The 25914-nt window shown below is 36.9% G+C and carries 23 protein-coding genes and 3 pseudogenes; 15 read left to right on the top strand and 11 right to left on the bottom strand.

All coding sequences use genetic code 11. The features are described 5' to 3' along the window. Positions 1-28: 28 nt before the first annotated feature. The gene (locus LC048_RS19675) at positions 29-199 is read left to right on the top strand and encodes a hypothetical protein (RefSeq protein WP_226607487.1); all 171 of its coding nucleotides are present in this window, start codon (positions 29-31) and stop codon (positions 197-199) included. 226 nt (positions 200-425) lie between these two features. On the opposite strand, the gene LC048_RS19670 is transcribed toward LC048_RS19675, so the two are convergent. The 5 genes and pseudogenes from LC048_RS19670 to istA form a co-directional block, all read right to left on the bottom strand. Beyond that, a complete protein-coding gene (locus LC048_RS19670; RefSeq protein ID WP_306048562.1) occupies positions 426-590 on the bottom strand; it encodes a hypothetical protein in 165 nt (54 codons plus the stop codon). Positions 591-714: 124 nt separating this feature from the next. After that, a complete protein-coding gene (locus LC048_RS19665) occupies positions 715-1035 on the bottom strand; it encodes a hypothetical protein (protein ID WP_226607958.1) in 321 nt (106 codons plus the stop codon). A 1-nt stretch (position 1036) separates the two neighbouring features. Next, positions 1037-1791, bottom strand: a pseudogene (gene istB / locus LC048_RS19660) (IS21-like element helper ATPase IstB). After that, positions 1791-1943 (bottom strand): hypothetical protein, encoded by a 153-nt coding sequence (locus LC048_RS25175; protein WP_371931932.1) that lies wholly within the window; start codon positions 1941-1943, stop codon positions 1791-1793. The pseudogene istB and the gene LC048_RS25175 overlap by 1 nt, the downstream one beginning before the upstream one ends. A gap of 94 nt (positions 1944-2037) precedes the next feature. Beyond that, the gene (gene istA / locus LC048_RS19655) at positions 2038-3339 is read right to left on the bottom strand and encodes an IS21 family transposase (protein WP_371931931.1); all 1302 of its coding nucleotides are present in this window, start codon (positions 3337-3339) and stop codon (positions 2038-2040) included. 169 nt (positions 3340-3508) lie between these two features. Here istA and LC048_RS19650 point away from each other — a divergent pair. From LC048_RS19650 to LC048_RS19640, 3 genes and pseudogenes are all read left to right on the top strand, one after another. Continuing rightward, positions 3509-4309, top strand: a pseudogene (locus LC048_RS19650) (ornithine cyclodeaminase family protein); the annotation flags it as partial. Between the two features lie 590 nt (positions 4310-4899). Further along, complete coding sequence (locus tag LC048_RS19645) at positions 4900-6006, top strand: DUF262 domain-containing protein (protein ID WP_226605951.1); 1107 nt, start codon at positions 4900-4902, stop codon at positions 6004-6006. Continuing rightward, on the top strand, positions 5999-6517 hold the full coding sequence (locus tag LC048_RS19640) for a HEPN domain-containing protein (protein WP_226605953.1): 519 nt from the start codon (positions 5999-6001) through the stop codon (positions 6515-6517). Before LC048_RS19645 ends, LC048_RS19640 begins: the two co-directional genes overlap by 8 nt. A 383-nt stretch (positions 6518-6900) precedes the next feature. Here LC048_RS19640 and LC048_RS19635 read toward each other — a convergent pair. After that, positions 6901-7149: pseudogene (locus tag LC048_RS19635) on the bottom strand (transposase); the annotation flags it as partial. 127 nt (positions 7150-7276) lie between these two features. Here LC048_RS19635 and LC048_RS19630 point away from each other — a divergent pair. From LC048_RS19630 to LC048_RS19615, 4 genes are all read left to right on the top strand, one after another. Next, positions 7277-7894, top strand: coding sequence for a recombinase family protein (locus LC048_RS19630; protein WP_226605962.1), 618 nt, complete (start codon positions 7277-7279; stop codon positions 7892-7894). Positions 7895-7920: 26 nt separating this feature from the next. After that, on the top strand, positions 7921-9891 hold the full coding sequence (locus tag LC048_RS19625; RefSeq protein WP_226605972.1) for a site-specific DNA-methyltransferase: 1971 nt from the start codon (positions 7921-7923) through the stop codon (positions 9889-9891). Positions 9892-9902: 11 nt separating this feature from the next. Continuing rightward, positions 9903-12947, top strand: coding sequence for a type III restriction-modification system endonuclease (locus LC048_RS19620; protein ID WP_226605975.1), 3045 nt, complete (start codon positions 9903-9905; stop codon positions 12945-12947). A 190-nt stretch (positions 12948-13137) separates the two neighbouring features. After that, entirely contained in the window at positions 13138-14187 is a 1050-nt protein-coding gene (locus LC048_RS19615; RefSeq protein ID WP_306048558.1) for a CHAT domain-containing protein, read from the top strand. A 388-nt stretch (positions 14188-14575) separates the two neighbouring features. Here LC048_RS19615 and LC048_RS19610 read toward each other — a convergent pair whose 3' ends face one another. Continuing rightward, a complete protein-coding gene (locus tag LC048_RS19610) occupies positions 14576-14833 on the bottom strand; it encodes a hypothetical protein (protein ID WP_306048556.1) in 258 nt (85 codons plus the stop codon). Positions 14834-14836: 3 nt separating this feature from the next. Continuing rightward, positions 14837-15070 (bottom strand): helix-turn-helix domain-containing protein, encoded by a 234-nt coding sequence (locus LC048_RS19605; protein WP_226605991.1) that lies wholly within the window; start codon positions 15068-15070, stop codon positions 14837-14839. A gap of 444 nt (positions 15071-15514) precedes the next feature. Here LC048_RS19605 and LC048_RS19600 point away from each other — a divergent pair, with 444 nt between their 5' ends. Continuing rightward, a complete protein-coding gene (locus LC048_RS19600; RefSeq protein ID WP_226605994.1) occupies positions 15515-16348 on the top strand; it encodes a hypothetical protein in 834 nt (277 codons plus the stop codon). A 170-nt stretch (positions 16349-16518) separates the two neighbouring features. On the opposite strand, the gene LC048_RS19595 is transcribed toward LC048_RS19600, so the two are convergent. Continuing rightward, positions 16519-16770, bottom strand: a complete 252-nt coding sequence (locus LC048_RS19595; protein ID WP_226605996.1) for a hypothetical protein — start codon at positions 16768-16770, stop codon at positions 16519-16521. Between the two features lie 264 nt (positions 16771-17034). Between LC048_RS19595 and LC048_RS19590 the strand changes: the two genes are divergently transcribed. Continuing rightward, positions 17035-18729: an RNA-binding domain-containing protein gene (locus tag LC048_RS19590; RefSeq protein WP_226605999.1), complete on the top strand. Its 1695-nt coding sequence runs from the start codon at positions 17035-17037 to the stop codon at positions 18727-18729. Positions 18730-18994: 265 nt separating this feature from the next. Here LC048_RS19590 and LC048_RS19585 read toward each other — a convergent pair whose 3' ends face one another. Together LC048_RS19585 and LC048_RS19580 are read right to left on the bottom strand one after the other, a co-directional pair. Continuing rightward, positions 18995-20257, bottom strand: a complete 1263-nt coding sequence (locus LC048_RS19585) for a competence protein CoiA family protein (RefSeq protein ID WP_226606012.1) — start codon at positions 20255-20257, stop codon at positions 18995-18997. Between the two features lie 2 nt (positions 20258-20259). Continuing rightward, entirely contained in the window at positions 20260-21201 is a 942-nt protein-coding gene (locus LC048_RS19580) for an exonuclease domain-containing protein (protein ID WP_226606014.1), read from the bottom strand. A 328-nt stretch (positions 21202-21529) separates the two neighbouring features. Here LC048_RS19580 and LC048_RS19575 point away from each other — a divergent pair, with 328 nt between their 5' ends. The 5 genes from LC048_RS19575 to LC048_RS19555 all read left to right on the top strand — a co-directional run bounded on the left by LC048_RS19575 (position 21530) and on the right by LC048_RS19555 (position 25837). Further along, the gene (locus LC048_RS19575; protein ID WP_226606016.1) at positions 21530-22357 is read left to right on the top strand and encodes a hypothetical protein; all 828 of its coding nucleotides are present in this window, start codon (positions 21530-21532) and stop codon (positions 22355-22357) included. A 365-nt stretch (positions 22358-22722) separates the two neighbouring features. Next, the gene (locus LC048_RS19570; RefSeq protein WP_226606030.1) at positions 22723-23961 is read left to right on the top strand and encodes a hypothetical protein; all 1239 of its coding nucleotides are present in this window, start codon (positions 22723-22725) and stop codon (positions 23959-23961) included. Positions 23962-23970: 9 nt separating this feature from the next. Beyond that, positions 23971-24753, top strand: coding sequence for a hypothetical protein (locus tag LC048_RS19565; protein WP_226606032.1), 783 nt, complete (start codon positions 23971-23973; stop codon positions 24751-24753). Beyond that, positions 24743-25261: a DUF5381 family protein gene (locus LC048_RS19560; RefSeq protein WP_226606035.1), complete on the top strand. Its 519-nt coding sequence runs from the start codon at positions 24743-24745 to the stop codon at positions 25259-25261. Before LC048_RS19565 ends, LC048_RS19560 begins: the two co-directional genes overlap by 11 nt. 69 nt (positions 25262-25330) lie before the next feature. Continuing rightward, positions 25331-25837 (top strand): DUF5381 family protein, encoded by a 507-nt coding sequence (locus LC048_RS19555; protein ID WP_226606038.1) that lies wholly within the window; start codon positions 25331-25333, stop codon positions 25835-25837. Positions 25838-25914: the final 77 nt, after the last annotated feature.

Genomic DNA, 25914 nt, shown 5'->3' with positions numbered 1-25914 from the left:
TTTATTATTTTCAGAACGGGGAGTTATTATGCTAAATACAGAAAATAAAGATCGTCTTATTTATGCTCTTACACTGGCAATTGAAGCGAAATTTGATGCTGGGGATTGGACAAAACTAGCATATGAAATAAATGAGGTTGAAGCAATCGAAGGTCACGGCCGACTAATAAGAAGTTTAAATTGGGGAGACCCTGATTAAGGGAAACGTGGGGACGGTTCTTCTGTTTCAGTAAAATGAATATTTTAATAATTTATGAAACGCCAGAACCGTCCCTGTGTTTCTAGTGGTATCACTGATTGCCATCTGGGCAGTGAAAAGCCGCGTTGAACCAACTGTGATCACTGGTAAAATGAGCTCGGCCAAATAATTGGCCGAGTTTTTACATAAGAAGGAGAGAGTCTATATGCTTATACTGAACGAACAACTAATCCAATCGATTTATAAAATCGAAGATGCCATTCGAGATGTCGAAAACATGTTGGTGGCCATTCATGATGAACGTGTTGAAAATCCTCATCGGACGGTACTGAATGTCCCCGAACGCAACGGATCGGTGATTACGGCCAAAAGAATTTACCACCCGTGCCATCTTTTTTACCACTCAATGACAGAAAATTTACCACCAAATGCCAAGCTCTTTACCATACACATTTCAATAGAATACCCCTGCCTATTTGACCAGTGGCAGGGGTATTCCATTAATTTTGAAAGCTTTATTTTAACGAGGATAACTTTTGTCTTAGTATTTTGTTTTCCTTCTCTAGCTGTATAATTCTATCCTTAATCTCTTTGTTCTCCTGAATGAGCCTACTTATCTTTGTTTCATCATTTATTCCAATCTCGTATGAGCTGCCTTTCCAAAGTATTTCGAGGAAATCATAAACATCATCAAGACCGATTCTGTAAACTCTATTTTCATGCTTCGCTTTTATTTTCCCCTCTATAGCCCATTTCTTTACTTCATGAAACTGACATTCTATTCCGCAAGATTGTAAGATTTCGGTGGCTTCCCGAACCGTTAATAACTCCCTCATCCTACACCTCTATACCCAATCCATGACGTTCCCGCATGGAAATATCCCCATCCAAAAGTAGTTGGTAAGAGTCATGAACAATGCGATCCAAAATTGCTTCTGCCATCGTTCCGTTACCCAATTTGATATGCCAACCGCTCGGATCAATTTGGGAACAATATATGGTGGAAGCAGTTTTGTGCCGGGCTTCTGTAATCTCCAACAGGATATTTGCTTCATCTTTTGAAAGATCCGAAAGTAACCACTCGTCAAGAATGAGTACATCTGTTTTTGTGTATTTTTTTATTAGCTTTCGATAGCTGCCGTCGGCAGCCAATTTAGCCAGAGACAGTTCATCCAGTAATTCTGGGAGCCGGACATACTTCACTTTATACTGCTGACGGCAAGCGGAAACACCCAATGCACACGCCATGTAGGTTTTTCCGGAGCCAGTGGGACCTTTTAAAATGATGTTATGATGATCTTGATATAAAAGTACTTTTACCAATTTCAAAATGAGTTCCTTCTTAAGTCTTCGATCCTCATGGTATTCAATATCCTCAATGCAGGCTTTTGAGTCTGAAAATGTGGCGTTTTTAATTAAACGATTTAGATGATTGCTTTTCCGACGCGAATATTCCAGGTCGACAAGCAAGGAAAAACGATCTTCAAAACTCATAGATTGGTATTCTCTGTTTAAGGATTGTTCTCTAAATGCTTCACCATACCTCCTAAATTCATTTCTTGTAGTTTGGATAACATATGCTCATTTAACATTACTCTTTTCCTCCATAATAAGAAGCCCCACGTGTGAAGCCAAAATTGGTCTCGCTTACCTCTGTATTTTTATTTATTTCTTGTTCAGCGTCTTTTTTCTTGTTGCTTTTCAATATTGTCTGGATGCTTTTGACCGTCGGTCTTCCTGTCATGGATAACACCATTTTACATGCCAGTTCTATCTCATATTTGGTGTAACGCTGCTCCATTTTCTTTAAAGAAAAGATAGATTGCAGTGCCTGTCTTTCAGACTGATAGGAGTCTAAAAGGTATTGAACGACAATAGTAGTGGAGGAGCCAATGCTGCTGGTACCACTCAATCGCTACTTCGGGCGTGTGCTCTACATATAACTTATGATTATCGGGCATATGCTCCGGAAGGGTTGATGGCTGACCGAATCTCCCATATAATCGTTTGTGTGAAGTTAGCCACATGTGCTTAAAATAGACTACAACCATATCATCGGTAAGCTTCACATCCACATCCTGATTAATATATTCGTATGGCACGGAGTAAAACATACTGTCTACAGATATGTGGTAATCAGGCTTTACTTTCGCCGTTCTCCATTCAGATATTTTGTAAGGCGTGGCTGGGAGAGGGGAAAGCGCAAATTTCTCCTCTTCCTCAAAAGCAGAAAAACGGCATCCTTCTTTTCTGGTAAAAGGACGCTGGTTATATTCCTCAAGTTTCTTACGTAATTCCACATTTAATTCTTCGATGCTAAAACAATGCGTATTCCTCAGTGCTGCTATAATCCATGTTGAAATCGTACCAACAGAGCCTTCAACACTCGCTTTATCTTTAGGGCTGCGCACACGTGCTGGCATAATGATTGTATTGTAATGATTGGCCATTTCCTTGTACGTAGGATTCAACACAAGTTCCCTAGAAGTGTGCTTCGTTACACCGGTTTTCAGATTATCCGAAACCAGTATCTGAGTTACGCCGCCAAAATATTCATACGCATGTATATGTGCGTTAATCCAGGAATGCCGATCCATTGAAAGCGTTGCTTCCGCATAGGAAAACTGACTGCACGGTAATGTAGCGACAAATACATACGCCTTCACTTTTTCCCCAGTATCTCTATCAATAATGAAAAGTGTGGACCCAGCCCAATCAACCTCCATTATTTCGCCTGGTTTTCTTCGAATACGCATTGTCGCCTTGTACTTTTGAGCATAATTACTGTAATACCGTACAAAACTCCGATAGGAGTAAGGAATCGTGTTATTCGCACGGCTACGTGCTTCGTATTCATGATGCAAAAGAGACAGAGTAACATTCGGTTTAGCTAACTCTTTGTGAATGTACTCAAAATCAAGAGGCTGTCTGCCGGAGCCTTCCATGGTCTTTTCAGGAAAAAGAAAATCCTCAATCCATCTATCGTCCATTTCCTCCTCTAGCGGGCATTCCAATCCTTTCTTTCCAGCCAATTCAATGATTTCAGTTACTTTCTGCCGAGAGTGACCAGTACTGGCGGCAATGCCCCTTAGACTAATTCCCTCGTCATATAATTCCAATATCTTACGATAATGGATCATAAAAAAACCTCCCATATAAAGTGTCATATCTGTAGATATGCTCACTAATTATACGGAAGGTTTTAGGTGGTAATTAAGTTGTCGATTAGTGGTAAATTTCTTGTCACTCTCTGGTAAAAACAATGGCAGAGGTGGTACATTTGGGTGGCTGTAATCAGGATCGGTTCTCTATATGCCAAGCTCGGATGGAACATCCATGGCAGCGACCAAAATTGTCTCGATTTTTCCTGATAACAGTTCCGCTGATCTACCGACCACACAAGGAGCCATTCTACTTACAGAACTACAAACAGGAAAACATATAAGCTTACTGTCCGCTTCTTACCTGACACGATTAAGAACCGGCGCATTAAGTGCCATCTCAGCCCGCCATCTCGCCAGGCCCGACAGCCAAGTGCTGACCGTCATCGGCACAGGCGGAATGGCGTTCGAGCAAGTGCTGGGAATCGTCAACGTACTGCCGATTTAAGACATCTATTTAATTAATCGTTCCATCGATAAGACATACACATTCGGCGAAAAGCTCAAAGAAGCAGGTATTACCACTAAAATACATACCGGCGTCGACCGCAACGAAGCCGTCGCCCAGTCCGATGTCATCTGCTGTGCGACACGGTCAACACAAGAAGTATTTGATGCTGATTATGTAAAAGCAGGGACACACATCATTGGCGTAGGCAGCTACTTACCCGAAATGCGTGAAATTCCGTTAGGTGCGATTGAAAAAGCAGCATTAATTTATGCAGATGATTATGATGGAATGAAAGCAGAAGCTGGAGAATTCATTGATGCAGTTGAAAGAGGAAAATGGTCGTTTTATCAGCTTTCAGGTACATTGGCTGAACTTTATGTGAATCAGGTCGAGCGTGGGGGTGAGGATATTACTATTTTTAAATCAGTGGGGGCTGCTCATATTGATTTGGCTGTGGCTAAGGGGGGTTTTGAGAAGGCGGAGGAGGTTTCTTTATAGGGTTGCTAGGATAGATATTGGACATGGAACAGACCCCATGTCCAATATGCTTACAAACTATTTGATTGAAGTATTATTAATGTTCTCGCTGTGTTTCAAAATGAGAGACTCTGTACTGGTACTTATATTGGTTTGTTATTTTAATTGTGAGAAAATGTCATTTTTTCGACACGGAGCTTTCTTCAGACGACACGTTTCATCCTCAACTGTAATTGTCGAGTACAATTCATTCTATCCTTTATACAAGAGAATCTTAGTATATTCAGACAGTCATCGGCTCTAATCATTTATTTTGATTCCACACTGAAACGTGGGAACCCGTGCCATCATCCCACCAAAACAGAAAAGCCAGCGGGGTTACCCCAGCCAGCTTCCTGTTAGGATGAATGCAATTACGAAAGTAATAATTCGTAATGATCCATCTGAAATCTCAAATGAGAATTTCATGTCGAACACCTCCAATATAAATTTCCTTAATCAGGAAAACACCTTTTCGGAAATTTTTATATTGGTTATTGGTGTTATTCATATTATACTAGATTATGGGTTAATTTACCACTACATTTTTAAAAAAATAATGGAGGGTTAAAATGATAGAGAAACATTATGATCAAGAACAAGAAGAACTTTTTGAGAGAATACATAATGAAGAAAACGAAGAAGCGGATGAAGAGATTTATGATATAAAGTCTTGGGGTGCTGATCTTTCATTTAGGGAACTAATAATGATGTTTGACGATGACGACCTTATAAAGCCAGAAATTCAGAGAAACTATGTCTGGGATAAAACTATGGCTAGTCGTTTTATAGAGTCCATTCTTATGGGTTTACCAGTTCCTAGTATCTTTTTAAGTAAAATGAAAAATGATAAATATTTAATTATTGATGGATTTCAAAGGTTTATGACTGTTTATGACTTTGTTAAAGGATTATTTAATGATCAAACACCTTTCAAGTTAACAAATTCTAAAAAAATCCAACCTAAATGGGCAGGTAAATCTTTTATTGAACTAAGTGAAGATGATAAAAGAAAGATAAAAACAACTACAATTCATGCTATTATATTTGACCATAAAGATGATGCCAGTTTATTTCAAATTTTTGAACGTATAAATACTGGAGGAAGAAGTTTGTCATCTCAAGAAATTCGGAATTGCTTATATCATAATGAGATGAATAAACTTCTGTTACAGCTTAATCAAAACAAAGATTGGCGATACATTTACGGTAACGATAAATACGACAGAATGACAGATGTTGAGCATATTCTTCGCTTTTTTGCGTTTAAATCGGATGATGTAAAGTCTAAGATGTCTGGCCAACTGCTATTAAAAAGATATTTAAGCGAATTTATGGGTGACGAACGAATATATAAGAATGAAAAAATACTTATGGAATACAAAGAAGAGTTTGATAAAGTAATAAAATATATTCGTAAAAATTTTAATAAGGAGATATTTAAAGCTAGAAATTCTTTTAAATCTCCAATTTTTGATTCCATTGCAATTGCAACAGCACACGCATTATCTGTCAATAAGGATCTTGAAGATATTTCTCAGGATAAAATTGATTCATTGCTCAAGGACGAAGATTTTAATACGTATACTACTTTAAGAACAACAAACTATGAACATATTAATAAGCGAATAAATATTGCTGCTAATAAATTATATGGACTGAAATATCTGAATGAATAATCAAGTTGTTGAAAAAAAAATAAAAGATTGTTTTAAAGAAATTCAATATGTAAAAAGGACATTGAAAAGGTTTAAGCCTTTGGATAAAGAAAGAGAATTTTTTTCGAAATATATATTAATATATATTTCGGGTGTTTTAGAAATAAGCTACAAAACGCTCATTTCGGATTATTGTGTTGAAAAATCAAATGTCCAATTGCATAATTTCTTTGAAACAATTATTGTTAAAAAGTCTAAGAATGCAACCATAGATAATATATGTGAGATTCTCAAAAATATAGATCCAGAAATAAAAAAATCTTTTAAAGAGAATTTAAAAAAGAATAGACACTATGAAGAAATAAAGTCTTCAGTTGAATCTTTGAATACCTTAAGGCACTCTTTTGCACATGGAATACTTACAGAGAAAGTTTACTTTGCTGATATAGAGAAATACTATTTACAGTCAGTAAAGATGTTAATAATTCTAGATAAGACTATTTCAACCAGGCCTGTACTTAGCCAACAGTAATAAAAGAACAAAAAACTCAATAATAAATTATTGCACCGAGACCAAATCTCCACCAGGGATTTGGCTTTTTTCATTCCTGGAATGAAATATAGTGTGACATAGAGAGGAGGTCAGCGTCACGTGGATTGGAAAAACAACTCTATAATCTCTCGGACAGTTAGTCCAATTTAAGAAATTTTTTCTGTGCCAATTCTTACATCTAAAAGTACTTTATATCATCTTTTTTGTCCTGTACACCATGTACTCAAAAAAGAATAATCAGGACTCTTTTCTTAACTAGTTCGTTTCCGAGTAAGACATCCCCTCCCCATGTATCGAGATGCACTAAATTTAAAGTGAAATTAGTAAATAAATGACAATAAATCACATTTTAATAGACTTATTGAGGATAGGATTTTCGTTATCCACTTTAAGTTTACCGCCAATGTGGTTAAAATTGCTTGTAAGGTCAAGCTTTTTAGACCGTACCCTCAGGCACGACCTACCACGTGGTAGTAATTCATTTCCCCGTTCTTCTATTCCTGACAAGCCCTTTTCTTATATTTTTCTTTAAACTTGTCCTCCTTTTGTTCCTGGCTGTATCCATAGAATTCTGGAGTATTAAATCGAACATCCGATATTCTACCCACTGTGGTTCCTTTAATTCATGTTTCCGATTGTTCACTCGAAGTACATTCTGACCAAACAGATGGAAATGTAGTATTATAAGGATATACAAAAGTTCAAACAGACTTGTTCGTTAATTAGAGGTGATAAAATTTGATTTTTGGATACGTCAGTGTAAGTTCAAAAAATCAAAGCCTTGCAAGCCAGTTACGAGAATTAAAAGAGTGTGGCTGTGATAGGATGTATCAGGAAAAACAATCTTGTAAGGATTTTGAAAGACCAGTATACAAGGAAATGCGTTCAAATATGTGTTCTGGAGATGTAATAGTTGTCCATGATTTAAGTGGATTTGGTCGAAATAAACGGGAAATAAGAGATGAATGGGAAGCTCTTGTTGAAGAGGAAATTGATATTGTTGTTCTTAATACACCTATTTTGGATACACGAAAGTATAAGGAACTAGAAGGTGTGGGTCAGTTAGTATCCGATCTAGTGCTTATTCTTTTATCATGGATGGTAGAAGTGGAACGAACTCGTATTAAAACCGCTCAGAGAGAAGGCATTGAAATAGCGAAGAAACAGGGTAAGTTTCGGGGAGGTAAAAAAAAATATTACAAAGGAGCTAATGGAAAAGATAAAGTTCTTTATGATGAAGTAGTTAGATGTTTAAATGAAAATTTAAGTGTAATGGACATTCATCGTAAAACAGGCTTATCAAGAAATACTATTTACACTATCAAACAAGAAATTCAAATTACTGAAACTACCTAAAACAACCATAAAGCGGAGGAATAACAATGATTAAAGAGACGCTTGAGAATAATGGACAAGGAAAACTAAATGATAAGAAAATTGAGATTTTAAAACAGAACTTCCCCAATTGTTTCACGGGGGATACTCTTAATTTTGAGAAATTCAAAAGGGAGATAAACCAAGACATAGATTTTTCTTCGGAAGGCTATGAAATGAACTTTCTAGGGAAAAACTATGCTAAATACATAGCGGATTCTATTGATACAGAAACAGTTTTGGTACCAAATGTCGAGAATAATTCTAAGCCTCAAAACAACAAATCGGAAAACATCTATATTACTGGTGATAATTTAGAAGCGCTAAAACATTTGAGGAAGTCCTACACAAGTAAAGTGGCATGTTGTTACATAGATCCGCCTTATAATACTGGTGGTGATGACTTTGCCTATAATGATAATTTCAAGTTCACAAAAAAGGAACTTCAAGATGCTTTAGATATTGAAGAACAAGAAGCAGACCGTATTTTAAACATGACTTCTTCTAAATCATCTTCTCACAGTGCGTGGCTTACCTTTATGTATCCACGTCTATATCTAGCAAGAGAATTATTAAAAGAAAGTGGAGTAATCTTTATTTCTATTGACGAGAACGAGCATTCCCAATTGAAATTGCTTTGTGATGACATTTTTGGGGAAGAAAATTTCGCAGGTGAATTAATTTGGAAAAACAGTAGTAAAAATGATCAAGATTATATTTCAATGCAACACGAATATATCATGTTCTATGTAAAGGATAAAAAAAAGAATTCAGGTAGTTGGAAGGAAGGGAAAGAGGGAATAGACGAGATAAATAAAGCATTTGCAGAATTTAGAGAAAAACATGGTAATGATTGGGAGGCGATTCATCAAGAGGCTTTAGAATGGTATAAGCAGTTCCCAGAATCCAACCCAATTTATTCAAGCAAACATTACTCCTGGATGGATGAAAGAGGGGTTTATTTTCCAGATAATATTTCGGGTCCAAACTATGGACAGTATAGATATGATGTTATACACCCTATAACAGGTAAAGTTTGTAAAGAGCCTGCTAGTGGTTGGCGGTACCCAGAAACCACGATGAAACAAAGGATAAAAGATGGCCTAGTTCATTTTGGAAAGGATGAAACAACGGTCCCGAATAATAAAACATATCTAAATAATACCACCCTTCAAAGTCTTTCTAGTGTTAAATATAAAGATGGTAGGATTGCATCAAAACAATTAACTACATTGTTAGGGGAAAAGGACATTTTTACTAACCCCAAGGATGTTGATTTAACAGCAATGCTAATAAAAGCTACAACCCAAAGTAGCGAAGAAAATATTATATTGGACTTCTTCGCGGGTTCGGGTACAACAGCCCATTCAGTTATGCAATTAAATGCTAATAATGAAGGTGATTTCAAATATATCATGGTGCAAATTAATGAACCTGTAAAAAAGGATTCTGTAGCGGAAAGACATGGTTATAAAACAATAGATGAAATAGGAAGAGAAAGGATTAATCGGGCCGCACAGGTGATAAAAGAGAGTACAGGTGCGGATTTTGATTATGGCTTTAAACATTACTATGCAAAAGCATTGAATGAAAACGTTATTGATCAAATTAAGGAATTTGATCCTAACCTATTAGCATCCGAGTTAGAAGTCGAATTCGATAAAGAAACGATTATAACAACTTGGATGAATCAAGATGGACATGGTTTAACCCCCTCAGTAGAAGAAATTAATCTTGGTGGGTATATTGGTTATTATGTAGGTGATTATCTCTATTTACTCGATAAAGGGTTATCACAACAGCATATAGATACTCTTTTATCCCAAATAGTCGAGGATAAAAACTTCAATCCCACTAATGTAGTTCTATATGGTTATAACTTTACAGATTTTAACGTTTTGACTCAACTTGAAACGAATTTAAAGCAGTTAAGAAATGAAGAAAAAAGTATTGAAGTATCTTTAATTAAACGATATTGAGGTGAACAAAGTTGGATTTGATTTTAAAGAGAAATTTATCACACCAAACGATTCCGATTGAGAGGCTTTGTTCAATATTCTCAAATGTCGGTATACAAAAACCTATGAAAAGTATTGAAAATCCAATCATTGATTTAAAAAGTCCATATTTGTATCAAAACATAAAAAGGTTGCAGGATGATCTCCCATCCAGTATGCAGGGAGTAAGTCAGGGTGAAACAGATTATTTGAATGTTGATATAAAAATGGAGACAGGTACAGGTAAAACTTATGTATATACCAAGACCATTTATGAACTAAATAAATTGTATGGGTTCAAAAAGTTCATTGTAGCAGTTCCCTCATTGGCAATTAAGGCTGGAACTGCAAACTTTATGAAAATACAAAGCAATATTAATCATTTTAAAAACGTTTGTGGTTATAAAACAGAAATAAAGCTAAGAACAGTTGAAAGTATTAAGACAAAAAAGGGTTCAAAAAAATATATGCCTAACAGCATTCGTGATTTCGTAACCTCATCAAATCTCCAGAGAAATACGATTGAAGTATTGTTAGTTAATATGCAACATTTAAAAGAAAGCAAGAATGGTGTATTGGTACGGAATGATTACGATTCCCATATAGAAGGCTATTATAGACCGATTGATGCCATTTCTGCCACCAGACCAATTACAATAATTGATGAACCACATCGTTTTAGCCGTGAAAATGCTACATTCAAATTTATTGAGGAACAAGTAAAACCACAGCTGATTATACGTTTTGGTGCCACCTTTCCTAGTAAATTCATTGGTAGAGGTAGAAATAAAGTTGAAGTAAAGGATTACCAAAACTTAATATACGACTTAAATATTCATAAGGCATTTGAACAAAACCTGATTAAAGGTGTAGCAAAAGAGCATGTTGAAAGTCCAGGTAATGAAGAAGAAGCATATAAAATTTTAACAATGAAGAAGGGCGAGTTTGTTCGATTTCAAAAAACAGCTTTAAATGAACAAAATCAGACTATTAAAACAACAAAAGATTTGAAAGTACATGATTCGTTGAGTTTACTCTCCCCAAAACTTTCAGGTATTACAATAGAGGGTATATTGGCTACTAAGGTGAATTTAAGCAATGGGGAAGAAAAGTTCACAGGAGATGTATTCTTTGCGGATGTGTTTGCTACTTCTTACGTTAGGGAATCAATAAGGCTAGCCTTAAAAAGACATTTTGAGACAGAACGAGAAAACTTCAAACGGAAGTTCAAGATCAAAACATTAGCCTTATTCTTTATTGATGATATCTACTCATATCGAGATAATGATATAAAAGAGCCTTATTTAAAGCATATCTTTGAAGAAGAATTAAGGAGGAAACTGAAGGAAGAGTTCAAAAAGTGTGATGACTCGGAGATAGAATATAGGAACTATCTTGAAGAGTCGCTTGCAAATATTAAAGAATCTCATGCTGGATATTTCTCTCAAGACAATGTTTCGACGGAAGAAGAAATCGAAAAAGAAGTTAATACAATTCTTTTTGAGAAGGAAAAACTCTTGAGCCTAGTAGATAAGGATGGTAAAGCTAATACAACACGCTTTATCTTCTCAAAATGGACACTAAAAGAAGGATGGGACAATCCCAATATCTTTACGATTGCTAAGTTACGTTCTAGTGGAAGTGATAACAGCAAATTGCAAGAAATAGGACGAGGATTACGCCTGCCGGTTGATGAAACTGGAAATAGGATTGAAAATGAAACCTTTACGCTGAATTATATTGTAGACTTTACAGAAAAGGACTTTGTAAAAAAGTTAGAAAAGGAAATTTATGGGGATACATCTTTTGAACAAAAGGTTCTTACATCTGAACAAATTGAAAAAATTGCTACAAATAAAGGCGTAAGTAAAGAAGAAGTTGTTATCGAACTTATGGGCAAAGGTTTTATTTCGTTCGAAAGAGAGATAAAAACGGACAAGCTACAAGAATTCATCAATGAATACCCTGAAATTTTCAATAAACTTGATAAGAATAGAATACGAGACAGAAATGTTGATAAAAACCAAAAGGTTGCCATTCGTAAGGATAATTACATGAAGTTAAAGAATTTGTGGGAACAGCTAAATGAAAAATACTATCTACACTTTGACACCATTGAAGACGATATACTCATTGGTATAGTTTCGGATGTAATCACTGAGGACATGATAAATAAAACTGTTAGACGAACGAAAAGAGAAATATCAGAAATGGTGCAGGGTGAATTAATTTTTAATATGACGCTAGATTCAATAGATAGTTCAGTTGATGATACTTTTAATTATGGAATATTTTTAAAAGCGGTAGCAGAAAGTACAAATCTTGCTATACCTTTAATTCATCAAGGAATAGTAAAAGCATCGAAACTGAAAAAGATAGAAAATGCTTTTTTTACAAAGGATACTGTAAGAAGTTTTTCTGTTTATTTTAAACAGCGAATTTATGATGAACTATTGAAAATATATTCTTATAGACAATTACCAAATACAACCGTTCATCCTACAGAACTAACTGAAGAAAATGGGAATCCGAGGGATTATGTAAAGACTTCTGCTTATTTAGGTGTGAATGAAAGAAAAGGAACACCATTAGAAAACTACTTGTATGATACTATCTTATTTGATTCCGAAATTGAGGAAAACAATATAAGTGAGAATATCAGTAGTGTCGAGGTATTTGGGAAAATTCCAAAACGCACCATGCAAATACCTTTCATTGATGGAAGTACGTACAGTCCAGATTTCATGTATGTAATTAAGGATAAAGTAGGAAAACCTACAATTAACCTAGTTGTTGAGAGTAAAGGAGTAAAGAAAAAGCAAGATCTTAGAGGTACAGAGGATCATAAAATACAGGCTGCAAATAAACTCTTTAAGATGGTTAAAGAAGAAGAATTTAAGGATAAATATAAAGGACAAACAAATTTGGGTGATTTAGGCGATATGTTGAGCAAAAAAGGAATCAGCGTTACCTATACAAGGCAAACAAACAATGAAACAATACTTGGCATTGTAAATCAACTCATTGATAAAAACTAATAACATACGAGGACTACTCAGTAAGTGGACAACCCAAGAATAAACTGTAGAAGGCAGTTCCTATAACATAATGTGGAACTGTCTTTTTAGTTATAATGATTTAGAACGTATGTTTGCAAAAAAAGTTTAGGTGTTTAGAATATTCAGTATATTATTAATGTTGAAATTAAATTTAGGGAGGTCGCAGATTATGTCGCTCATTGAAACATATCGAAGGAAAATCAAAAGAAAAAAAGAAGAGTTAAATAAACTTAGGATTTCTAAAGCAACTGAGCTTGGAAAAATCCTTTCACACAAGAAAAAAATCCTCTCAGCTCAAGCAAATATAGGTAGAACAAAGTCAACAGCTACCATAAGTTCTAAGTATAGAGAAATTGAACGGGAAGAAAAGAAAATAGCTGATATTGATAAAAAGGTTGCGGATCTTGATAAAAAAATAGCAAGAATAGAGGCAGATGTAATATCTGAAGAAAAGAAGTTGGGTCGAGAAGTTGATGGTGAGCAAAAGAAAAGAAATGCTGCCGATAAGAAGAGATTAGCAGACAACGAAAAACGTATGAAGGAGGTTAGCGGAATGCTGAATAGACATAGTGAAATGCATCAAGAGACAAATAGGGTATTGGAAGAATTGAAGAACCTACCAGAGGAAATTACTGTCTTATTTATGGCTTCGAATCCATTAGATGCACCACAATTAAGATTGGATGAAGAGGCTAGGGTCATACAAGAGATGATTAGAAAATCGGAACATAGGGGTTCTGTATCATTCGAAACTCGATGGGCTACTAGAGCTTTGGATGTAATACAAGCAATTAATGAGGAAAATCCCACAATTATTCACTTTAGTGGACATGGGTCTGAGGATGATGAAATCGTCTTCCAAGACAATCAAGGGAATGCTAAACTTGTCTCCAAAGAGGCAATAGTCCAAACAATGATGAGTACATCGGATGAAATTAAATTGGTGTTTTTTAATACCTGTTTTTCTTATGGACAAGCACAGGTAGTGGTACAACATGTGGATGCAGCCATTGGGATGACGACAACAATAGGTGATGAGGCTGCCAGAGTCTTTGCTGCTCAGTTTTATTCTGCTATCGGATTTGGACTTTCAGTAAAAAAGGCATTTGAACAAGGAAAAGCTGCTCTAATGCTAGAAGGTATTCCAGAAAAGGATACACCAGTAATGTATGTGAAAGATGGACTGGATCCTAATGAATTAACTATAGTGAAACCTTAATTTTATAAGTGTATTCGTATTTAAGTTGAAGATAGAAAGTGACAGGAGTTTCTGTTGAGACAGGGGGACGGTGGTCAAGCCCCCAAATAGTAGAGTCTAATGTAACGTGGGGACGGTTCTTCTGTTTCAGTAAATTGCATATTTTATCAGTTTATTTACCGCCGGAACTGTCCTTCTGTTTTAATCAAAAAAATTACTCATTCAGATACTAGGACCAAATATGAAGCGTTTATATACCGCAGTAGCATCTTTTTTTGAAATTTTTCTAGCAAGCAGGAAGATTCATCTGAGAACCATCTTAACAAATTTATAGGGGTTTAGACGGTATTTATATCATTTTCTGGGATTTTAGTATTTTAAGATAGAGAGTTATTTGTCTGCTTAGTTCTTATTTGCGGTTAAATAGTTCTGGGTATGCCTGTTTGTATAGAAGAGTCATTGCCTTTTTGGCTGCATGCTTTTTGCTTCTGGGGTGTGTGCCTGTGGCGGTGATGTCTCTGTATGGTGGTTGTTCGTCGCAAATATTTACGGTGATTAGATATTCGTTTGGATATTGGATTATTTCCATTTCTATTTCATCGCCGTATTCATTTTTAAATTGGGTCACGTCCCAGGAGAGGTAGTAATCTACTTTCATAATCATCACCTTTTATTCCTTCTCATCTTCTATGATTTCAATCTCTATGATTTTGCGGATGTCTGTGATGTCAAGTGCTTCGCTTATTCGTTTGATGTGATCAAAGTGAATGCTTTTTCTTTTATTGTTGGCCAATTCGCTAAGTGTAGCATGACGAATGTCTGCTAATCGGGATAGCTCTCGTAATGAGATGCCATAATCATTTAGCAGTTTTTTTATATTGATATTCACCTGTTTCTCTGCCATAGCTTACACCCATTCCTATTAACTATAAGGCAAAGCTATCATCTTTAGTTGTGCGAAGTGGTACGCTGTTTAGTACCATTTAGTTTGTTTTTAAAAGAAATTTTGCGGTTAGGGAATAGATGCTGTTTTAATTTTATTTGGAGATGATGTCTTTCTGATTGATAGGGTAATACGGGACATTGGTTGGGTCTCAAATGGAAATTTGATGTATACAATATGCAAGGAAATAGAACGTTTCTCATGTCCCGGAAATTGCTACAAGCCTATAAGCTTAAATGGTTGAAACCCAAAGACAACGATACGCAGCTCAAGCTGCTTATCGTATTTTTTTGCTCTAAAGTCTTCTATCTAACTGTTCACAAAACCGCCACAATCCAACGCTTCCCACCCTGTCCTTTCCACCTTCTCATCCATATATAAAGGGTGAAAGGGTGGTGCATTAGCATGACAATTAAATCGGCGGTTATTGAGAGTTTTGCGGAGTATTCACAGTTTGGTTCGTTGAGGGAGTTTAACAATCATTTTGAGATGTGGATGGCGGATAAGAAGCGTTTTTTCAGTAAGGGGGAGTTGGTTGGTTTGAAACGGCTGGCTCGTTTTGCTGCGAAGGTTCCTGGGGTGGCGAATGCCAAGATCGGGACGGTCCTGAAGGCGATTTATGAGGAGTATGGGGAGATGGGGATTTCCCGGTCTACTTTTAAGAGGATGATCCTGAAGGCGAGTGAGATTGGTATTTTCACTGTATATGAAACTGCGCGCAAGAATGGCTCACAGTCTAGCAACCTGTATGTATTCAATCGTTTCCCGATGAATGAACTACCGGATGGCGATCAATTGAGCCACCAATATAAAACTATCATTCCTTCTGAAACTAACATTAAAAAGAATAATAAACGTGAAAAAAAGTCTGCTGAAGAACAATTATCCGAAATCACAGAGGTAAAACCCATTGCTGAAAGAGGATCGGAAGAGCATCTCTTTGTCAGTGACCGGGTTCCAAGTGATTTTGTCAATCTTGTAAAATATTTTTACCCGACCGCAAAGTCGATCGAAGAATTCTGGCGGATGAGCATGGTGGCTGCCTACCGTAACAACTATGAAAAAGACACGGATCTCTTGTTATCAGTATCACTTGACTCCTTCAGGCAGCTCGTCCGGAAGCTGAAGTCGAAGGTGGAAGTGAAGAATCCGATCGCTTATTTTACCGGGATTTTGAATAAGAAGTTCAAGGAGCTTTATTTTGGAGAGCTTTTTGACATGGAGCTATGTTGGAAATAGGCCAAATATTTTTCTTGTTCAAGTCAAAAGACATTCAAGAATGTGAGGATTATGATCAAATGGCAGGAGACTTTGTTCGGCTTTTTTAAGGGGGAGAGGGAAGGTATCTGCGACTAAAAAATGAGAATTACGAGTACAGCCTCCTGACATTGTCACATATCGTCATAATTTTATAACATATGTTTTTCTTTTAATTGGTTGCTAATAGCCTCTTTTGTTAATTTTGCTTGGTTTGTTTCCAGTAGTATTTTTTGAGGTATTTCCATATCATCTAGAATTATAAGCAATTGGTGTAAATCAAGTATACAATCTTCAAGATGATAACAGCTGTCAAATTGAATACTGTGAAGAATAGAGATAACTTCCTTCTTTAACTCTACTACCTCAATTTTGCTTAAAAGGTCATTTTCCAAAGTTCTCAATGGTCCATCTCCTTAAATTTGTTACTAATATTCAGTTCAGAAATGTATTAATCCATACTTTAGAAAGCTATAACTAAAGCAGAGAACGCAACTTTTACTTCCTTCATCCTAATACTTTCCTGCTTGATATAATTTGAACTAAAATTGGATTGAATAAAGGTATTAGTGGTTAATATTAGAGTTTAAGTATGCTAAGGTGTCTGTTATGTGTAAAATAGAATAAATAGTATGAAAACTTTTACCGTGAGAGGAGGGAGTCCTTTAATGAAGAGTAAGAGTGAGATAATGGACATAATTAGCAAGTTAGACCATCAAGTTGCTGATGATTTTGAAGCACAAGACTTGGATTTCAAACAATGGAACAATAGAAGCAGAGAAGATAATGTTAAAACAATGATTAGTTATGCCGTTTGTATGGCAAATGGCGGTGGGGGAAGTGTTGTTTTTGGTGTGGCTGATAAAGTGCAAGGGGGAGGTCAGGCAATAAAAGGAGTACCACTTGATATAGGAATACCAGAACTGCAAAAAAGAATTTATGAAAAGACGGATCCTCATTTAACTCCTTCATTTGATGATATCTATTTGAATAATGGTTCAGTACGGATTTTGATAATGAATGTATTCCCCGGTATGCCTCCTTATACAACAACGGACGGAGCAGCAACAATAAGGCAGGGAAAAGATTGTCTTCCTTTTACAGGTACATTAAGAAGACAAATGATTGATACAACAGGTCAGGTGGATTTTACATCTGAAGTGATTTACGAGGACTGGAGAACTTTGTTTTCCCATTCGGCAATGGAGCGAATACGTGAATTTATGTCACGTGAGAGAGCTGATCACAATTTGTTAGCTCTTTCTGATGAAGACCTTTTAAAATCAATTGGTGGGATCAAGAATGGATATTTCACAAATGCTACTCTATTGTTAGTGGGTAAATCAGATGCTATTGAAAGGCTAATTCCACAACATAAATGGTCATTTAGAAAAATGCTGAGTGACACAGATTACTCTCATAGAGATGATGGAACTCAGGCTATTCCTGTTGCTCTATATGAATTAGAGAGATATATATCGGTTGATAACCCAATGGTTACAATAGAGTCAGGTCTGGTTCATCCTGAGTTTAGTACGTATCCTACTATTGCCTTAAGAGAAGCGCTGTTAAATGCCTTTGGACATCGAGACTACAGGATGAGCGGAACAATTATGTTAAAGCAATTTAGAGATAGACTAGTTTTGACGAATCCTGGCCAATTCATAGGTGGAATAACCCCTTATAACATATTACATCACCCTCCCGTCGCTAGGAACAATCACCTTATGGATTTACTTGATAGACTCAAACTGGTTAACAGGTCTAATCTAGGCGTATCTAGAATATTTCGCTCGCTGCTAGTAGAAGGCAAAGAGCCCCCAATTTATAGAGAAGTTGGCAGCAATATTGAATTGACCTTTATCTCCTCGCCCTTAAATAAAGGGTTTAAGAACTTAGTGAAGCAAATGGTTGATGAAGGGAATCCGATTGATGTAGATCATTTACTCATTTTGCAATACTTAATGCGTCATGAGCAGATAGATTCAGCGATAGCAGCAGAAGTTTCTCAACGTGGTATACAACAGGCAAGAGAGTTATTAAGTAAAATGTTTAATGATTTTAACTTGTTAGATTCAGTCGGACGTGGTAAAGGAAGGTATTACACTTTATCAAGGAAGGCATATGAATTACTAAAAGAAAATATGAAGTATGAACGTCAGCAAAGTTTAGATAAAGAGGCAGTTAAAATCAGGGTATTGTCAATTTTAAAAGAACGGACTCTGACGAATAAAGAAATAAGGCAGTTAACCGGTATGAATAGCAAGCAAGTACAACGTTTGATAAAGGAACTAGAACCAGATGGTGTAGAGGTAACAGGAAGAGGTGCTGGAACAAAGTATCTATATAATCCATCAAAATAAGGACAAAAATAGAGACAAAGTTCCGGAATTATTGATGTTTATATGCCTGTTTTCCATTTCATGAGAATTTAAAATGCGGACATAATACGGACAAATAAGGACATAATACGGACAAATAAAGACAAAACCATAAGTGCAGTTTATGCTGATATTCAGAAGAATTAGGAAGAGAATAAGTTTTTAGGGAGATACCAAGATGGCTAAGGGATAGAAGTAAGGTTAAAAGCTAAAAGGAAGGCTCTTGAAATGAGCCTTCCTTTTAGCTTTAACGTAAATGGCTTTTTAGCACATTTCTTAATTCATCAAATGTTGTACATCCATGTTCTACGACTAAGTTCCAAACCAATGCTGAGTTGTTCAAGCCTATTCTAGGCATAAAGTAATTCCATAGCTCCATTTGTTCTCGTTGTTTTAAATGAATTTTTTCACGCAAAAGTATTTTTAGATCAGCATATGACAAATTTTCTCCGATCTTACTTGGAGATGTGTGCTGCTTTTGATCTAATAACTGCTGTAATAATTGTCTTTTCTTTTCTTTCTCTTGTTGTTTCTCTTCTTCCTGACGCCTTTGTTCCGCTATAAATGATTCCTTTGCTTGTTGATATTTATTAAGGAAGTTTTTACGATGTTCATCTTCCGAATTGGAGTTACTTAGTAGGAATTCATCTTTAATCGTAAGAGCTTCTGAAAAAGGAATTTCATAGCCGCTATTTAAAAGAAATGATCGATATGGCTTATCAGTCCGGTCCTTCAGAAATCGCTGAACTTTTACAACTACCCTATCTTCACTGGAATAGATGTAATACATACTTCTTACATCAATTTCTACACTTTCATTGTAAAAGGGATAATTGAAATAGGTGAAAAACTCCCTATCCTCAATGACTTCCGAAAGTAAACTGTCCCATAGGTGATCTTCTTCAGTTTTTGAAGAGATTGCTAATTCTGCATCCCAAAGAACAATGGCGTTCTTCTCCAGTTCAACTGATTGCTCTTTCTTTTCTATGAACCAGATTGGTTCCATTCCTTGTTCCTCAAAATATTGGTGTCTTTTTATGATTTGATTAGAAAGTTTACTATCATAAGAAGAGGAGACATTTGTAATAACAGAGAGAGCAAATTCTTTAGCTCCAATTTTAACCCAAATATCCGGATACTCTTTTAAGTCAAACTTTGCTTTGTATCCATATTTGACACTTATGTTTGCTCTTATTTTGGCCTGTGTAGATATCTCATCATGAAGTATGTTGACTATTACAGTATGATTTTTGGTTTCTCTCTCAATTTGTCTTTTATATTTTCTCTCCGCTTGATCGACTTTTTTAGATGGTTCACATGCTTCAGAATGAAGGTGTGAAAAATAAAGTCCTCGCTCATCCCCAGCCTTCACAATTAACTTAGCCTGACAATAGGGACATACAAAAAGATTTTTCTGGGCTAGTTTTTTTAAGTTGTTAACCCTATCTTCATCTGTTGAATGTGGGAGTGTGATGACTTCTTTGTCTATAACATGGAGTGCTTCTCTCATGATTACACCTCAGTTCGTACATTTAGTAAATTTGTAAACTCGTTTTCATTAAGTACTGTTATCTCTATTCCTTGCTCTATAAGGCTATAAGCCTTTACTTCTTTTGTACTTAATCCTTTTTCACCAACCAAAGATTTGTCTTGATGCCCAACAATAACGTAATCAGTTTTACTTGAAACCCCGGATTTAATTATCCCGCCTAGGTTCACAACCCTTTGCATGGCGGCTTTTCTGTCAATAGCCTGGAGTTCACCAGTAAAGACAAAGTTTTTATTGTAAAAAGGATGTTCCTCGTTGAAGTGGTCTACGGTAGATGTTATCTCGGATGGCTTAACTCTATTGAAGGTTTTTCTTTTGTAGAGATGTGTTTGTGGTTTGAGTTCAGAGAATTTTCTCACTGGAATGCTTTTGTGCTTTGTTAAATATGATTTTAAAGATGTGTAGTTCTTACTCTCGACACTTTTGATGACAAGTTCAGCACAAGCACGAGCATCTGCCAATGCATTATGGTGCTCGGGAAGTTGTATGCTAAAATGCTCTGCTCTTTCTTTTAATGAATTCCCAATTTTTAAACCGCGAGTAGCCTTGGTACTTATAGGGATACTGCAAATATAACTGAAATCCGGTACCTCTAATTCATATTCTTTTAGGCAAGCGTATAGGACGCTCATATCAAATTGTGCATTATGTGCGACGATAAAAGTATCCTTGAAATGATGGTTGATTTCCTCCCAAATATTATTGAATTTTGGTGCTGAAAGGACATGTCGAGGCTCAATCCCATGCACAGCAGTCATCTCAGGGTCAAAATTGTTTGTAGGTGGATGTATTAGATAATACTTTTCATCGATGATCTCGTTGTCATGGACAAAGGTAATACCCATTGAACAGGCACTGGTCAAACTATTATTCGCAATCTCAAAATCTATTGAAATAAAATCCATTCTATCAACTCCGTTCTTTTATAAAATTGAAATATCTTCCATTAATTATACCCCCTCTGGAATAAGGTTACAATCTTATAATTGAATCTTTATAAGCTTGTAGGTAGAGGTTTGATGAATATTAGGACACAAGAGCGACATTAAAACTTTTAGTTTATATAGCAATTTCAGGAGATATGACTTTAAGGAAAGTGTACTCTTGGCGTAAATTACGCATCAGTATGTTCTTTTTAGTAGTGTTCACAAAACAGCCACATTCCCCCGCTCCACACCCTGTCCTTTCCACCCTTCCATCCATATATAAAGGGTGAAAGGGTGGTGCATTAGCTTGACAATTAAATCGGCGGTTGTTGAGAGTTTTGCGGAGTATTCACAGTTTGGTTCGTTGAAGGAGTTTAACAATCATTTTGAGATGTGGATGGAGGATAAGAAGCGTTTTTTCAGTAAGGGTGAGTTGATTGGGTTGAAGCGGCTGGCTCGTTTTGCTGCGAAGGTTCCTGGGGTGGCGAATGCCAAGATCGGGACGGTCCTGAAGGCGATTTATGAGGAGTATGGGGAGATGGGGATTTCCCGTTCTACTTTTAAAAGGATGATCCTGAAGGCTAGTGAAATTGGTATTTTCACTGTATATGAAACTGCGCGCAAGAATGGCTCACAGTCTAGCAACCTGTATGTGTTCAATCGTTTCCCGATGAATGAACTACCGGATGGCGATCAATTGAGCCACCAATATAAAACTATCATTCCTTCTGAAACTAACATTAAAAAGGATAATAAACGTGAAGAAAAGGCTGCTGAAGAACAATCATCCACAATCCAGGCGTTAAAACTCACTGCTGAACAAGCACCGGAAGATCATCTTTTTGTCAGTGACAGGGTTCCGAGCGATTTCGTTAATCTTGTAAAATACTTTTACCCAACCGCAAAATCAATTGAGGAATTCTGGCGGATGAGCATGGTCGCTGCCTACCGTCACAACTATGAACAAGAAGCAGATATTCTGTTATCCGTGTCACTAGACTCCTTCAAACAACTCGTCCGGAAGCTGAAGTCGAAGGTGGAAGTGAAGAACCCAATTGCTTATTTTACCGGGATTCTGAACAAGAAGTTTCAGGAGCTTTATTTTGAAGAGCTTTATGATATGCAGGCTGGTTGAAACTCGGTGATTAATATTCACAGTCATTTCTTGAAACGGTTAGCTGTGCGATTGGTAACAATCGGCTTGATAAAAAAGATACATAGGGCAGAACCGTTACTGTGATGAAGTATTGCAATGGTTTGTCTATGCCGAAGAGGAACGATCTTTACAGTGGTGAATTAGATTTTTGTTGAGAATCAGGTTTAGTCACCAACTCCATTGGGTAAAAAGACCTTGATTTCTAACTGGTTAAATCAACCTTTTAACCTATATTCAGGTAATGATATTTAATTAAAAAACGTTCTCAACTATAATAAAAAGTGGAAAACTTCACCAACTCATTGGTGTTGTTTGTAAATTTTTTTAACAGGAAGTGAAGGTCCTTGTCTTCAAAAATTGTATTCAACATCAATGATATCAATAATTCTGTTTCAGGCCTAAGTCATACAATCAGCAGACTGCAAAGCATCCAGAATAATGTTGCCAGTGTGAGGAGCAGTGTGGATCCACGAATACTTGGGCGCAATGGAATTAGCGGCCAGTTTCGGCGTGCTTCGGCTTCCTCGGACCGAATTGAAATGCATATGAAGCAGCTGAAGTCTTTCACCATTCAATCCGCCGACCGATATGCGAATTCCGAAAACCGGGTGAATCGCCAGGCAGACGCTGTCAATAAGGCGATTGAGGCGGCAAGGAAGCAGATTGATGGGCACTTTGCGAGTAATTTATATGAAACGTACAATAATACTTATGGCAGATGGGTGGATTTTCTCCATGGTGCGCAATATTCTGCTGGTGCAGGACTCATGCACCTGCTTGGATTCAGGTTCGCGGATATTGATGGAGTACTGCGCAAGTTCCAGGTAGTCGATGATGTTTTACTGGGTAAGATGCGATTGCCTATGGCTAGCATAATTCATAGGATTGAAAGCTCTAAAATGAATATGCTTGCACGGTTGATGGTCAGTCCTACCAGAGCCTTTAGCAAAAAAACCTTATCTGAACTTATTTATAAGCGGGCGGCCAATTATTTTCCGAAGGATATAGCAGGCCTTAGCAACAGCGTTTCCAAGCTTATGGATGATGCCAAGGGCGGAACGATGCTCAATGCAGTGAAAAATAATGCGGGTAGTGTATTGAAAAACGGGTTGAGGCTCGGAAAATCAAATGCGGCACTGGCCGTACTGATAACAGCGGGAGCCGAAACAATTGGCGCAGGAATAAAAATCACTGAAAATTATAATATGTATAGCGGTGAGAAGTTGAAAGAAGAGAACGCGAAAGTGGTAGGCAGTGCCGTATATAAAACGACGGTTGTATCTGCAACCTCTGTCGCAGGAGCCGTAGCAGGCGGGGCTCTTCTAAGTGTGTTCGGCCCTGTAGGCACAGTTGTCGGTGCTTCTGTCGGCGGTTTTATAGGCAGCTGGGTTGGCGACAAGATTGCTGATAAAACTCCTGCATGGGTTGATAAAACAGCCCTGCATTTTAAAGATGGGATCCATAAAGGAACTGAGGCGATTGCTTCAGGTGTCAGCAAGGTAAAGGATGGTTTTAATAATGTGAAAGAACATGCTTCAGGCCTTTTGAGCGGAGCAAAATCAATCCTTGGATTTGGGGGCTAGGAGGGAAACATGAATAAAGTTTCACTTTCTATTGAGGAATTAATTTATTGTTTTTACAGCGAAGGTTATTTTGAGCAGGGGAATGCCTTGAGGCAGGTTTATTTTGGGGAACTGGACGATGAAAAAATGGATCTTTTGCTGCAAATCTCGACTCGTTCGCTTCTGTCTAAAGATCTCTTGATATACAAAAATCATAAGTTTACTCTAGTGGAAGAGCTGGCAGAGGTCATCTCCATGTTAAATTACTCAGACCAATCAATCAAAGCTTCCCGTCATGGGGAAGAAGGCGGCGAGGAGTCTGTTTCCTTCCATTTCAATGGAAAGATGGTCCTCCAGCATTCTCTGCTATATGATGAGCAGGTGCATGTTTTTGAAATAGTATCTGAAGAAAGAGCAGGAGAGATCATATCTGGATTTTACCGAATAAGTCATCAAAGCAGTGGAAGTGGATTTGAACTTAGTCAGGCTGAGTTTGAACAAATGCTGGACTCACTGGAGGATAATCAAAAGCTCTTCGGACTCCCTGTGATGGAGGGGGAAAAACAGCAATTCTATCAAACTCTGAAAACAACAAATGCTCAGTTAAACACGCTGCTATTTATGGAGTTCACTGAGCAAAAGGAACCCGTAGCAAAGAATGTGGTGTTATTTACAAACGATCGCAAGAATAACTGGATCATTGAAAAAAATGAGGATGCTTTTTATGTGAACCAGTGCGATAGCAGTAAAGTGGACCAATTAATCAAAGAAAATATCATAGAGTCATTGGAAAAGGTGCCATATGGAAAATGAAATGCAAGAGAATAATATAAAAGTTTACGATGATCGAGTAGAGGTGGTTTACACCAGCGGAGGGGCAGGCTGTCTGTTGACTGGTGGCGGTATCATGTTCTTGGCATCCCTCTTCATCTTATTTTACATAGTTCCTACATCAGGGGTAGTAAGAGCATTTATAGGAGTGATAATTGGGGGCATTGGCTTCTTGTTTATCAGCACAATGTTGATAAAAGTGTTAAGAGCTATACTCACCGGAAAGGCAGTATATACAGTTCAGGATGGGTATTTTAAAGGGAAAAACAAGGCAGTCGCGATTAAGGACATCACAGATATGAAATGGGCTGGCAGTTCATTGAAGTATCTGGCAATCAAAACGACAAATAAAAAGACCGTCAAGTTATCTTCTTATAACCTTGTTCCTGAAGAGAAAGTGAACCAGGTGATTAACGATTATGTCGTTCCATATGCGACCCCAGAATTTAAGGAGAACTGGAATAAGCGTATGAGCAATAAAGGTGCATAACTTTATAGAAGCTTGCAGGCTAAAGCGATTAGCTCTGTAAGCTTTTCTTATGTGAAAGGTGAGCTTTATATGGAAGAACATAATATAAAAGTTTCAGAAGGAAAGGTTGAAATCCTCTACACGAATCCCGGTGCCGGCTGCATGGTGTCATCGGCGTTATTTGGCACCTTGCTTTCGGCCTTTGTTCTGTTTGTTGTAGCGCCTGATTCCGGTTTCGTAAGAGGCTTTTTAAGTATCGTAATCGGAATGATCGGACTGGTTTTTTCAGGCTCCATTTTACTCAAGCTCATAAGTGTGATCCTTTCAGGCAAGACATTATTAACGATTGAGTCTGGACTGTTAATATGTCGTAAAGATCATGTTCCAATCAATGAAATCAAAGATATCAAATGGGGCGGCTCCAGCTTAAAGTATCTTGTAGTCCAAACCACAAACAAAAAGAACATCAAATTTCCTACTTATAATCTGGTAGGTGAAGAAAAGGTGAACCAGGTTATACAGGAGTATCTAGTTCCTCATGCGACACCTGAATTAAAATTGAAGTGGGAAAAACGCATGGGTAATAAAGGAGCATGAGTGTGTGACTTAGGGACTCAGGGACGGTATCTTGTCTCAATCGGGAGTTGAAATAAGGGGCCTTTTGCTTCTTGTTT

The organism is Mesobacillus subterraneus (genome assembly GCF_020524355.2).
In the GTDB taxonomy this organism is placed as follows: Bacteria; Bacillota; Bacilli; order Bacillales; family Cytobacillaceae; genus Mesobacillus; species Mesobacillus subterraneus_C.
The sequence above is the reverse complement of the archived record's forward strand: the minus strand, read 5'-3'. Positions and strand labels throughout refer to the sequence as shown.